Origin of the sequence: Hyphomicrobium sp. MC8b (assembly GCF_905067615.1) — a bacterium.
Taxonomy (GTDB): domain Bacteria; phylum Pseudomonadota; class Alphaproteobacteria; order Rhizobiales; family Hyphomicrobiaceae; genus Hyphomicrobium_B.
In genome coordinates this window covers 1,320,958-1,333,249 of record NZ_LR898465.1, presented here as the reverse complement: position 1 = coordinate 1,333,249, position 12,292 = coordinate 1,320,958, and the positions used below count along the sequence as shown (strand labels likewise).

Genomic DNA, 12,292 nt, shown 5'->3' with positions numbered 1-12,292 from the left:
GTCATATCTGCACGCTAGCCGTTCCGGAAAACCATCAAGGATGTGCTGCATGCGAAGTTCGCTGTTTCTGCTCGCCCTGTTCTGCACTTGGCCGGGATATGCTATCGCCGACGATACGGCCAAGCCCCCAAGCAGCCCATCCGCGCCGATCGTCATCTCGCCGATCTTTGGGAAGCTCGTGATGTTCACGCTGCCCGCAGACTTCACCACCGTTTATGAGCAGCCGACCGCCGACAACTATATTCGCGAAGCCGTGCTGAAAGGCGAGACAGCCGAGAAGTGGTCGCAGATGATCACTGTGACCGGCGCGAAAGCCGCCCCGACACATCCCGACCTCTCCGCACAATACTTCGCGGCGCAGATCGCGGCCGGATTTCAGAAGGCCTGCCCGAAAACATTCTCGGTAAAGCCGCTCGGCCAGACCGAGATCAGCGGCGAAGACGCATTCGTGGCCGTCGCGAATTGCGGCAAGATCGATGCGAGCGGCGGCGACGACAGCGAAACTGCCCTCGTCGTTGCAATCAAATCCGCGTCCGCCGTTTACACGGTGCAATGGGCCGAACGCACAGCCGCGAATGCCGAGAACCTGACGATCGACGAGAGCAAATGGAAAGACCGGCTGGCGAAGCTCACACCGATCCGCCTCTGCGCAATCAGACCGGACGAGAAACCGCCCTATCCGAGTTGCCTCAACAAATAACGCGAACCAGACTTAACAAAGCGTCATAAAACAAAGGCTTTTCAAAGCGCGCGAACAGTGTCAGCTTATCTCATCTTTCAACAACAGAGAGGAGGTGATCCGATGTCGAGTGGGATCTTGAGGCGGTCGATGTCGAGGTCGCTCGGGCTTGCACACGGAACTCTCCTGGAGTGCGCCTGACACCTAAGCGGCAGACATTGCAACTCCGCTTTCAGACGATGATCTCACGGGGCCGCTCTCACGAGCGGCCCTTCTCTTTGCGTAGTTCCCTCCGAAAGCAGCTATCCACAAGACTATAGTCTGAGTACTGAATATTCATTTTGTTGTATCCAATACGCCACACGATTTTGGATTCGAGCAAAACTGATTCGTTTTCTGTGGAAGCCCCCGTCAAGGTCCAATAGCGTCCCTCTCGTGGGCAGTCGATCGGGGGGTCGATTGGGGGACCAAGCCCACATGATGCCGGAAACGCTACGTCTCTGATTATCAGCGTCAGACCGTGGTGAACGCCCAAGAACTTGCCGTCGCGCTGTTGTGCGCTCGGGCAGAAAGCTTGGTTTGCGGCGGGCCCGGGGGGCCTTACAGGGCGTCCAAAATGAAATGGGTGGCAAACCCTGCCACCCATTTCATTTTTGTCGGCACTATTCGCCGAACCAGAACTGCCACGTCTCTTTCAGCTTCTCGGATATCGATTTCGGTGGCTCGCCCGGATGCGCGGGCTCAAGCGCGTCGACCTTCTTTGGCTCATCTATATGCGCTGTCCCCGAAACCGTCTTCACCGGTGAGGTCTCGGCCGCCGCGACAACGCTCACGGGCTTTGCCGCGCCGTCGACTGTCTCCGACACAGTCGCCACCGGAGATTTGACCTCCTGAGGCGCGGACTCCGCCGAAGATTGCTTTCCCGGAGCGGGCGCCGCTTCAGGAACGGATTGTGGAGCGGGCGGCGTCGCCGGAAAAGCCGGAAGCGGCGCAGCAGCCGGAGCGGACGACGCGGCTTCAGGCGATGGCGGCGCCGGCAACCCTTCCGGCTCGCCATTTTCCGATGAAGATGGCGCTTCGCTTGGCGGCGGCGTTCCACCAACCGTCTTGACGATACTCGAAAGCGGCTTCTCGGCGCCGACTTGCGGCAGGCCCTTCGCTTCCTTCTCGATGGCTTGATCGTATTCCGCGACCGTCGTCACTGGAGACTTCGCGGTCATATGAACGATCTTGTAGCCCTTGGCCTTGAGCTGCGCGAGCAGCATCGGCACGGCCTTGGCGGTCGTTTTATGAATATCATGCATCAAGAGGATGCCCTTGCCCCTCTTGTCGAGCTTCTGCATCAGCGACTTGACGAGATGATCAGCCGTTTGCGGCTTGTAGTCGACGCTGTCGATGTCGGTCGAAAAGATCGCGATGTTGCGCTTGCCGAGATACGCGACGGCCTCCTGCGTATCGACGAGCGTTGGAAACCGGAAGAAGGGTGCTATGGGACCACCGACCGCGCGGTGCACGGCGCTGACCCCGCGCTCGATCTCATCCTTGCCCGCATCGAACGTTTTGAGCTTGGCAAGCGCCTTGTGGCTCCACGTGTGCGTTCCGACCGTATGTCCGGCCTTCGCCACCTCGCGAATGATCTCCGGATAGCCCAGCGCCATTTTCCCGATCGAGAAGAACGTCGCCTTGACGCATTCGTCATTCAGCGCCTTGAGGACCGCTTCGGTCGTGTACTTTTGCGGACCGTCGTCGAATGTCAGGACGACTTCCTTGTCCTGTAGGAAGTCGTACGCCTTGTAGTGCTCCATTCCGAAGCCCGGCCCGCCGGTCGTATCGATCTCGACGGTGCGGGAAACGCCAAGCGTACCCGGACGCGGACACGCCGCTTCATCTGCCGCCGACGCCGGGCCATGCCCGAGAAGCGCCGTTAGGATAATGGCGAGCCCCACTCGGTGAATGACCATGACGACCTCCCCTTTTTGTTAACGAATCTAGCAGACTCCCGCGCTGTCGGAAGCCCAGACCCGCAGATTCTGCAGGGTACGTCGCATTAAGGCGTCAGGGATTGGATCGCGCCGAGCAAAAGAGGCAGCCGTTCAGCCAATTGCCGCATGGAAAAATGCGAACCAAAAGCTCACTTCGTCAGTTTTGAAAGCGTAGCAACAGAAACGAGAAGAGTATTGTCATGACGGCATTTTCCCGTTCCCTCATCGCAGTCACGGCAGCGCTGGCTTCGATGCTGGCGGTCTCCGTAACAGCCAACGCCTTCCCGGCTGCAAAGCCCGGCGCGGCCGATGCGCCGTCCAACCTGATCAAGGTCCATGACCGGTACGACCGGAATGGCCGCCCGATTTATCACCGTCACTATCACCGGGGCCGTAATGTTGTGCATGCGCCCTTCACGCGCGTCGAAAGCGGACGCCGGACAGTCGTCGATGCACCGTTCGCACACGTCTACAGTGATCGCCACGGCAGAACGCACGTCGTCGCGCCGTTCGTGAATTACTGGGACTGATCCCCGACACGAATTCACGATGGGAAATCCAGGGCGGGCCTCGCCAAACGCGATGGCCCGTTTCTCTTTTGATCAAGCGTCTTAACGATTGCTGCCCCGGCCCGCCGAATTCTGCGCCGCGGCGAAACAATCCTGGCGCCAGTGCTGACTTGGACATAATGTACCCAAACTAGCGTGATGCTGTGCCTCAGCGGGAAGGGCGACAGCAGTTCTTTTTTGTTTGGGGGTAGACCGATGTTCAACCGCGTAGCGACGCCGGAACCACGCGTCGCAGAGCCAGCCAAGACACTCACGCCACACGCTTCATCGATCCCATCGATGGCACCCAAGACCCCGGCACCGCCGCTTTTCGGCTCGCCGATCCAGCAGACCGCCAATCACTCTCACACACACGCCATCGACGCGCCGACATCGGTCCTCGGACAAGACATCACCATCTCGGGCCAGCAGCTCGTAATCAAGACGAAGGGCTCGCTGCTCATCGCCGGGCACATCCAGGGCGATGTTCATGGCGAAGCTGTCACCGTCGGTGAAACGGGTAGCGTTGCCGGCACCATCACGGCTCGCACCATCACCGTTCAGGGTGAAGTCAGCGGCGCCCTCAAAGGCTCGTCCGTGAACCTCAACGCCACCTCGCGCGTTGACGGCGACATCGTCAAGCAGACGCTTTCGATCGACGAAGGCGCCCAGTTCGACGGCAGCGTCCGCCGCGCCAAGGACATCAGCGAAGTGACGCCAGATCTCGGCTGAGACCTGACGTTTTTTCGATGCCATCCCGGTGATGATCGTACCAAGCGATCATCACCTTTTTTGTGCCTGGTGGCCTACGATAACGGCATCAGTAAAATCCGCGCCCCGGAACCGGCGTTACCTCGCTACAGGTCTCTTTGATCCGGATATCCTGGCCGATGAAACGGCAAAGACGCTGCTTGAACATCGGGTTGTTGCGAACCTCCGCCGCTGTCGCCTTAAACCCATATTCATGGGCTACCTGGGCAACCAGTGCGTCCTGGCAGTAGGGCGTGGAAAGCCAAGAGCCTTGCACTAGCTGAAAGCCGTTCTTGCACTGAATTCCTCCGGCGCCAGCCGACGTCGCCAATCCGCAAAACAGAATTCCGGCCACACCAGAAACGATCGTCAATCGCGGAGACATGGAAGCCGCTCCAATTAAAGATGCATTCGTCATATCGGACTCGCGACCGCCGGGCAAAGCCCGAAACGCCGACGGCCAGAACAAGCTCGGCCGTTCGGCGGGCTTGTTCGGCCCGGAGGCGCCGTGGAATGGCTGCGCCGCGAGCTTGAGGCCTATCGACGGCGTTCTAGCATCCACGCCGCACGCATTTCACAGCAAGGTTGAAATCAATGATAACGGTCTATGACGCCCTCGGCGGCAAATTGATCAAGCGCACAGAGCCGGGCGATCTTACGTCGAGCGTGTGGATCGACCTGATTAATCCCGGCGAAAACGAAGACAAGGGTATCGAAGACGCTCTCGGCATCGAAATCCCGACCCGCTCCGAAATGCGCGAGATCGAAGCGTCGAACCGCTTCTATTCGGAGAACGGCGCCTACTACATGACCAGCATTATCCTGCATCACAACGCACAGGATATGCCGATGACGTCGGTCATCACGTTCATTCTGTCCGGCAACCACCTCGTCACCGTGCGCTACGCCGAGCCGAAGGCCTTTCCGGTTTACGTCACCCGCGCCGCGAAAGGCGACGCCGATTGCGTGACGGGCGCGGGCGTCATGATCGGCCTGCTCGAAATGCTGATCGAGCGCGAAGCTGACCTGATCGAACGCGTTCAAGATGAAATCGAACGTATCGCCCCAGTCGTCTTTGCCCAAAAGGGACAGGCTGCGCACAACCGGCGACTGGACGTTTTACTCAGGACGGTCGGCAAGGAAGGCGACATTACCGCGAGAGCGCAGGAAAGCGCCATGTCGCTTCACCGCCTGTCGCTCTATTTCGCCAATGCCGCTCGCGAACGCCAAGACGACACGCGCGTGCTCAGTCGCATCGAAGCCGCCAACCACGACATCCTATCGCTGATGGAAAGCATGCGCTTTCTCTCGGCCCGCACCAGCTTCCTGCTCGACGCGGCGCTTGGCATGATCTCGACGGAGCAGAACCAGATCATCAAGCTGTTCTCGGTCATGGCCGTGATGCTGATGCCACCGACCCTCGTCGCCTCGATCTACGGCATGAATTTCAAAGTCATGCCGGAGCTTGATTTCCCGTTCGGGTATCCGATGGCCCTCGTCTTGATGTTCATCTCCGGCCTGATCCCGTTCCTCTATTTCAAGAAGAAGGGTTGGCTCTGACGTCACATCGCCCAAGCCAGCAGCAACGATGCCAAGGCTGAAACGCCGAGCGTCGTTACGATTCCGAGGCGAAAAACGAACAGCAGCACGGCGGCAAGAACCGCCAACCCGACAGCCCGGGCATCGACGCTGGCGAGCAAGGGCACGTCGAGCCGCGCCGGCCCAAACCCCACTTCAGCCTGCACCCTGAAAAACACATGCAACGCAAACCAGAGCGACAGATTGAAGATGACGCCGACGACAGCCGCCGTGATCATTGATAAGGCCGCTTTCAGCTTCGGCGACGCCTTCAGCCACTCGATGTACGGCGCACCGGCGAAGACATAGAGAAAGCACGGCGCAAACGTCGCCCACAACGTAACGACAGCGCCGAGCACTCCGAACAGCAAAGCTGGCCCGCCGCCATGTCGCGCCGCCGCAAGGTAGCCGACGAACTCGGTAACGAGGATCAACGGTCCCGGCGTCGTCTCGGCGAGACCCAGTCCGTCCAGCATTTCGCCAGGCCTGAGCCACCCGTATTTTTCGACGACATCCTGAGCCATGTAGGCGAGCACGGCATAAGCGCCGCCAAACGTCACGACCGCCAGCTTCGAAAAAAAGAGGGCAAGCCGCGCCAGTACATGATCGAACCCGAAAACCAGCGCCACGGCCAGCAGCGGCAGGAGCCACACTGCCAGCCAAAGCCCGACCGTGTTAAGTGTCGATGCGATCGGCACAACCAAAGTTGACGCCGCTGCTGCCGATGCGGAATTGCCGCCGCCGGAAGCCAGTGTCCGGCCCCAGCCCGCCAGCGCCGCCGCCAGCACGATGACCGGAAACGGCACCTTGAACAGAAAGATCCCAATGAACGATGCCGTAGCGACCAGCCATTCCGTCCGGCTTGTCAGCGCGCGCCGTGCGATCCGCCACAGCGCTTCGGCGACGATTGCCAGCACCGCCGCCTTGATCCCCTCGAACAGGGTGGCAACGATCGGCACCTGCCCGAAGTTGCCGTAGAGAATGGAGATCGCAAGGATCAGCAGGGCGCCCGGCAGAACGAACAGCAGCCCAGCCGTCAGACCGCCACGCACACCATGCATCCGCCATCCTGCATAGGTCGCGAGTTGCATCGCCTCCGGACCGGGTAGCAATGTGCAGAAGTTCAGCGCCAGCAGGAACGTCCCCTCGTCCAACCATCGCTTCTGATCGACGAGGACCTTGTGCATCAGAGCGATCTGTCCGGCGGGACCGCCAAACGACATCAGCCCAATACGCAACCAAACCGCGCGTGCCTCAGCGAATGATGGCGTCGGCACCGGCTGATCGTGCTGCTGTCGCCGGACATCCGCCATCGCATTCGATCCATCTCATCGCGCTAGTCTCTCGCGCATGGAGGGCCAATAACATGCGCGGACATCTCGCGACACGGCAGCCGACGAGAGCTCGGCAACGCGATTTAAAAGTGCATTTTCGAAAACGGGTAATCGGCGCATACGGAGCGTCCGGCCTGGCCGATCGAGATAGGCTTTTGATTGGTAAACGAAATATGACGAATGGCCCGTTAAGATTTTTGTTCCGTGAAAGATTGTTAAATTCTGCGACCTGGCGTCGCGCAACCTAAAGATGCAGTTAAAATAAATGATATATTTCCGACAGTTACCAATTATGGTTAAAAAGTGTTAGCAGCAACGGGTTGACCGCGGGAGCCAGTCGGTGCTCGTTGGCCGCTGCCAGGACGGGGGTAACCCCAGTCAACAAGCACGGGCAGCAGTACGAACTGGGTTCTGGAGTTCAGTAACGGGTCACACGGGGTTTTCCGAGACAGGGGCAACTTTCTCCCAACATACACGGACGGTGCCGCCACCGAGGCGGTTGACCCGTGATCGCTGAAGGAAGCGGATCACGGGCGGGGGAAACCGCCCATTCGACCCGAAACCACTGCTGCTCCTGATGAAGGAGTGCATTATGCGTTCAACTATCGCGGTAGCCGCGTTCACGTTGGCGGGAATCACAGCGGCAGCCATGCCCGCAAACGCGGCCTGGAAGTGCGAAGGCGCAGCCTATGTCTGCGGGCATTCTCACAAGAAAGCCGTCTATCGCAAGTCGTCGTATAAATCCTACCACAAGTCTTCTAAGTCGCGGTATGCCCGCAAAGTATCTCGCAAGCACTATGCACAGGGTTCGTCGCGTAAGCGCCACTACGCTTCTGGCGGCGGCGGCGGTATGGCGTCGTACTACTGGCAGGGCCAGCGCACGGCTTCGGGCGCGCGCTTCAACCCGGACGGTCTGACCGCGGCGCATCGCTCGCTTCCTTTCGGCACCCGCGTGCGCGTCACGAACCAGTCGAACGGCCAGTCCGTCGTCGTTACCATCAACGATCGCGGACCGTTTGTCGGCGGTCGCGTCATCGACCTGTCGCGCGGCGCAGCCCGTGCCATCAACATGACCGGTGCCGGCGTGGCCCGTGTCTCATTGCAGGTCTTGAACTAAAGACGCTTATGCTCTGACTATAACGACGGGAGGCGTTGGATAACCTGCGCCTCCCGACGTTTTTCCGCCATTAGAATCGTCATAATCACAGTGATTCGGGGATGTTCCGGGGGGAATGTGCGTGCGCCGAAGCACTCGTGTGGCTTATGTTGCCGTTTTAGTGAGTTCAGCCGTTTTCGCTGGAAGCGGCTCATCACAGGCTCAATCGCTTTCAGAAGCTCTGTCGGGGCCGGCAAGCAACGCCGTCGTCGCAACGTCGGCGGCCACAACATCGGCCGCGACCGCATCCGTCGGCGTCTGGGCCACGAACACCCAGCCCGAGCCTGATCCGCCGAAACCGCCCGCCATCAAATTCGATCACTGGCGAGCCAAGATCACACTGAACAAGCCGGCGATCAAACGCGTTAAGGCGACCGCCACAGTGGCTACCCCGCCGTTCGGCCTGCACGGTCCGATTACCGAGGGCACCGCTAAGCCCCATGCCATGAAGGGCATCGCGTCGTATTACGGCTCGGGCAAGAAGACTGCTTCCGGCGAAGCGTTCGATCCGAACGCCCTTACCGCCGCCCACCGAACGCTGCCCTTCGGAACCCGTGTCCGCATTACGCGGGTCGACACCGGGCAAAGCGTCATCGTTCGCATCAACGACCGCGGCCCATTCAAACCAGGCCGCGTCATTGATTTGTCTCGCAGGGCCGCCGAAGACCTCTCGATGACGGATAAGGGCCTGACCGCCGTGAAACTCGAAGTCGTCGACCGGCAGGATCCGCCCCACGTCGTCGAAAACCTCGATCAACGTTCGGTGCGCCGGTAAACCTGCTCAAGGCGCGCCTCCAGCACGCTGATCTGATCGAGATACGCACCTTTGATGCATTCCGTATCGCGCCCACACGCGTCGCGCGCATCGAGAAATTGCCGCTGATAGGCTTTGAGACCGTTACGCTGGTAGCGGGTGCCGTAAGCGGCCTTCAAATCCCGATAGAGTTCGTTCATCCGCTCATCGAGCGCCGACAGCCGGCCGCTGCCGCAGATGGTCATCTCGGATGCGAATTCGGCGTTCCGGCAATCGAACTCCTGCGCCGCGGCCGGCCGAACGCTGCCCGCCATGATGGCGAGCGCCAGCAGCGAGCCCATGGAAATCGCCGCCGCCAATTTTGAAGTAACCGTGTCCGACATGGTGTCCATCTCCTCGGGTTGCGCGCCGAAGCGGCGCACCGCGTCACCCCGGCGGTGACGACGCGAGAAGAATGCCGAATACATCGCGGAAACATGAGCCCGTCCGGCCCCAGTAAGCAGCAACGGGAAGAAGCCTGGAATTGACGTCCGATTCCGATTGCTTCCAGGCGGAAAAAATCGGTATTTTCCGGCAACGGCGGCGTCCCGTCGCCACGCATCGAAACTCGTGGGCCATGAAAAAAGTCGCCGACCAGATTGCGCCCGCCACCACTCGCACCGAGGCGCTCGACCGCATCAAGACGGCGATGGTCGAAAAGAAGCTAACGCAAGCCGAGCTCGCCGATGCTGCCGACTGCCACGAAAAGACGATCCAGAATTTGCTCGGCGGCCGCTCGGTCAGAGACCAGACGCTGTTTGACGTCTGCATGGTGCTCGGCCTCGATTTCCACGGCCTGCGGGACGCTTGGCACGGTGAAACGGTCGCCGTCGAAAGCGCCAGCGGTCCGCTCGAATTTGCTCGCAACGGCGGCGGCATCGCGCCGATCTACATGGGCGCCTACACACAAGCCGCCGTCGATCACTACATCGGCAGCTACCTGACGCTTCGCCGCTCCTTCTCGCTGCCAGATACCATCGTCGCCTACCGCACCGACATCAGTTGGGACCCGGAATGGCCGAGCCTGCTCTTCCAGGAGCGTGACCGGCCGGACGCTCCGTATGCCCATCGCGGCCGCCTCTACATTCCGGCATCATCGAGCTTCATCCACCTCGTCTCGCTGACGAAAGGCGCGATGCGCATGGTCGTCGTCTCCCAGCTCGATCGCGCGGGAGAGATGCGCGGCATCATCACGACTCTGAACAAACAGCGCGCGACCTTCATCCCGGTCGCAACGCCCATTCTGTATTCCCACCGCCAAAACTTCGACGGCGACACCTTCGGCGAAGTAACACCGAAAAACAAAGCTTATGCGGAATACAAACGCCTGCTTGATGAAACCGTCGCTGAAGGCTACGCCAAACTCGTCGGATGATCTTGCCGCCCACTCGTTGTCATCTTCCCCAAAAAACAAATGGCCGCGAAAGGCGGCCATCTACGCAAAATTATAGGTTCCTCACCGAAGACGGCGGCACCTGCGCTAAGACTTCCGTTCAAAGAAGTAATTGTCGAGCAGGTATTTCAGACTGCGTGACCACGATTCATCCGTGTTGCCGCGAATATCGACGCTCTTGATGAACGTATATTTGTCTGTCGTCACGTCGGCGATGTAGACATTCATATTCAGGATCAGGTTTGAAACTTTCTGCACCGTGATCCACGCGACGCGATCGGCTTTCAGTGTCTTGCCGTAATCGGCCTCGCAGCCACCGCAATGCCCAACGGACTGTCCGCGCGCGATCTCGGCGCGAATATCGTCTGTCAACGGTACGATTTTATAGTCGCCGGACGTCACCAGCGCATCGGTGAACTGCTTACCGATCGCCGCCATGCGCTTGCGCTCCGCATCGGTCGTCGGCTCCAAGCCTTCGTTGTCGTTTTGGATGCGCACGCCGAGGAAAGCCAAGCGCTGCGGCGCGGCCTCGGCAATTGAAATCGGCAACGATGGCAGCAATAACGCCGCCATCAACGTCACAAAGAGAGTTCTGCAATTGATCATTGCTCGTATTCCTTCGAATTCCGAAAGGAATACCGCCGCGAGACCAATTTGTTGCAGGCAAATCCCACGATTGTGACCGGGAGATTTGCCCGACGAAGCTACTTCGCGCGTTTAACGCCACCGCCGAGGCCGCGACGCCCGGTGTGACGCTTTGGCGTGGCAACCGTGCGGAACTGCACGCCATCTTCGACTGGTGGAAAGAAATAGTTCGCGAGGTCCACGGTTTCGAGCCGGCCGACGGCAGAACGAGCGACGTCCATCCACTTCTCCGCATGGTCGCGCCCGGCGCCGTGCAGATACGTGATGACATCCCAATCGGGCTGCATCGTCGTCTCGGGATTGAGCGTGCCCGTGATCGGACCACCGTCGATCAAATGAAAGCGATGTCGGCAGATCGGCGCCAAACGGCCCTTTGCCATGAGCGGCCCGGACGTTTCGCGCACCGCTGTCACGACTTCGATATCGCGCAACAGCGGCGCATTGAACGTCAGCCGGTTGGCGTGATTGGAAATATCGCGCGCCGTCGTGGGCAGATGTTCATTCACGCGCGGCGACACCATCACCAGCAGCGTATCGGGAACCGGGCTTTCGCTCGCCAGCGTCACGATATCGGGATTGGCCGAAAAGCCGCCGTCCCAATAGGCCGCGCCTTCGATTTCTACGGCGTGATGCATGACCGGGAGACAGGCGGACGCCAATACCGCGTCGACGGTGATCTCATCTTCGCGGAAAAGACGTGCGCGGCCCGTTGCAACATGCGTCGCAGCAATCAGCAGCTCGACCGGCGAGCGCGTGCGGATCAGATCGAAATCGACATGCTCGGTAATCAGCCGGCGGAGCGGATCGAAGCCCAGCGGATTGAATTCGTATGGCGACAGCATCGTCGCGAGATGCGTCGTCAACTGCGTCGGACGAACCAATCCGTTCAGAAACGGATTGAGACGCGTGAGATCCGGCACACCGGCTTGATGGATCGCATGCCAGATCTTGTAGAGCTTCTCGCGCGCTTTGGCACGAGAGCCTTCAGCCAGACCGGCTGCCAGCGCTACCGCATTGACGGCACCAGCACTCGTTGCGCTGATCCATCCGAACTGTAGCGTTTCATCCTCCAACAGACGGTCGAGAACGCCCCACGTGAAGGCGCCGTGTGCTCCACCGCCCTGAAGGGCGAGATTGATTTCGACAGGTTTAGGCAAATTGCAGTGCTCCCCGCAGGCCACCTAAAAATGAAAGCCAGCGCGTCTTCATATCATGACCGCTCGCGGCGAGCTTGTGTCAATGGCGCCGCGTCAGAACGACAGGCTTTCACCCAGATTATGCACTAGCGCGTAAATATAACACACGCGCTGCACGCCTTTCCTGCCCATCGTATGGCCAGCCACGCTGTCATACTTGCTCAGAACACAAGCATACCTGCGCTGCATGGAGAGAAGACGCGTCACGACGAGGCATCGCAACGCTGCTTTCATTTGC

General features: G+C 59.8%; 13 protein-coding genes. 7 read left to right on the top strand and 6 right to left on the bottom strand.

The annotated features are described in order from the left end of the window. The first annotated feature begins 49 nt into the window (after positions 1-49). Positions 50-700 (top strand): hypothetical protein, encoded by a 651-nt coding sequence (locus ACLB1Z_RS06500; RefSeq protein ID WP_409562567.1) that lies wholly within the window; start codon positions 50-52, stop codon positions 698-700. A 641-nt stretch (positions 701-1,341) separates the two neighbouring features. Here the strand turns inward: ACLB1Z_RS06500 and ACLB1Z_RS06495 are convergent. Continuing rightward, a complete protein-coding gene (locus tag ACLB1Z_RS06495; RefSeq protein ID WP_409562566.1) occupies positions 1,342-2,640 on the bottom strand; it encodes a polysaccharide deacetylase family protein in 1,299 nt (432 codons plus the stop codon). 221 nt (positions 2,641-2,861) lie between these two features. On the opposite strand from ACLB1Z_RS06495, the gene ACLB1Z_RS06490 reads away from it, so the two are divergent. Together ACLB1Z_RS06490 and ACLB1Z_RS06485 are read left to right on the top strand one after the other, a co-directional pair. Then, positions 2,862-3,191, top strand: a complete 330-nt coding sequence (locus ACLB1Z_RS06490; RefSeq protein ID WP_409562565.1) for a hypothetical protein — start codon at positions 2,862-2,864, stop codon at positions 3,189-3,191. 234 nt (positions 3,192-3,425) lie between these two features. Continuing rightward, positions 3,426-3,941, top strand: a complete 516-nt coding sequence (locus ACLB1Z_RS06485) for a polymer-forming cytoskeletal protein (protein WP_409562564.1) — start codon at positions 3,426-3,428, stop codon at positions 3,939-3,941. Positions 3,942-4,029: 88 nt separating this feature from the next. Here ACLB1Z_RS06485 and ACLB1Z_RS06480 read toward each other — a convergent pair whose 3' ends face one another. Continuing rightward, entirely contained in the window at positions 4,030-4,344 is a 315-nt protein-coding gene (locus tag ACLB1Z_RS06480) for a hypothetical protein (protein ID WP_409562563.1), read from the bottom strand. Between the two features lie 209 nt (positions 4,345-4,553). Here ACLB1Z_RS06480 and ACLB1Z_RS06475 point away from each other — a divergent pair, with 209 nt between their 5' ends. Further along, complete coding sequence (locus ACLB1Z_RS06475; protein ID WP_409562562.1) at positions 4,554-5,519, top strand: magnesium transporter CorA family protein; 966 nt, start codon at positions 4,554-4,556, stop codon at positions 5,517-5,519. A 2-nt stretch (positions 5,520-5,521) separates the two neighbouring features. Here ACLB1Z_RS06475 and chrA read toward each other — a convergent pair whose 3' ends face one another. Beyond that, the gene (gene chrA / locus ACLB1Z_RS06470; protein WP_409562561.1) at positions 5,522-6,850 is read right to left on the bottom strand and encodes a chromate efflux transporter; all 1,329 of its coding nucleotides are present in this window, start codon (positions 6,848-6,850) and stop codon (positions 5,522-5,524) included. A 613-nt stretch (positions 6,851-7,463) separates the two neighbouring features. On the opposite strand from chrA, the gene ACLB1Z_RS06465 reads away from it, so the two are divergent. Next, positions 7,464-7,988, top strand: coding sequence for a septal ring lytic transglycosylase RlpA family protein (locus ACLB1Z_RS06465; RefSeq protein WP_409562560.1), 525 nt, complete (start codon positions 7,464-7,466; stop codon positions 7,986-7,988). A 139-nt stretch (positions 7,989-8,127) separates the two neighbouring features. Further along, positions 8,128-8,802 (top strand): septal ring lytic transglycosylase RlpA family protein, encoded by a 675-nt coding sequence (locus ACLB1Z_RS06460; protein ID WP_409562559.1) that lies wholly within the window; start codon positions 8,128-8,130, stop codon positions 8,800-8,802. Here the strand turns inward: ACLB1Z_RS06460 and ACLB1Z_RS06455 are convergent. After that, a complete protein-coding gene (locus ACLB1Z_RS06455; protein WP_409562558.1) occupies positions 8,781-9,164 on the bottom strand; it encodes a lysozyme inhibitor LprI family protein in 384 nt (127 codons plus the stop codon). The two genes, ACLB1Z_RS06460 and ACLB1Z_RS06455, sit on opposite strands and share 22 nt — an antisense overlap. Before the next feature lie 233 nt (positions 9,165-9,397). Between ACLB1Z_RS06455 and ACLB1Z_RS06450 the strand changes: the two genes are divergently transcribed. Next, positions 9,398-10,195 carry a helix-turn-helix domain-containing protein gene (locus ACLB1Z_RS06450; protein WP_409562557.1) on the top strand — a complete coding sequence of 266 codons (798 nt, stop codon included), beginning with the start codon at positions 9,398-9,400 and terminating at the stop codon, positions 10,193-10,195. A gap of 105 nt (positions 10,196-10,300) precedes the next feature. On the opposite strand, the gene ACLB1Z_RS06445 is transcribed toward ACLB1Z_RS06450, so the two are convergent. Together ACLB1Z_RS06445 and ACLB1Z_RS06440 are read right to left on the bottom strand one after the other, a co-directional pair. Beyond that, positions 10,301-10,819 carry a DUF3280 domain-containing protein gene (locus tag ACLB1Z_RS06445; RefSeq protein ID WP_409562556.1) on the bottom strand — a complete coding sequence of 173 codons (519 nt, stop codon included), beginning with the start codon at positions 10,817-10,819 and terminating at the stop codon, positions 10,301-10,303. A 98-nt stretch (positions 10,820-10,917) separates the two neighbouring features. Beyond that, the gene (locus ACLB1Z_RS06440; RefSeq protein WP_409562555.1) at positions 10,918-12,015 is read right to left on the bottom strand and encodes a patatin-like phospholipase family protein; all 1,098 of its coding nucleotides are present in this window, start codon (positions 12,013-12,015) and stop codon (positions 10,918-10,920) included. Positions 12,016-12,292: the final 277 nt, after the last annotated feature.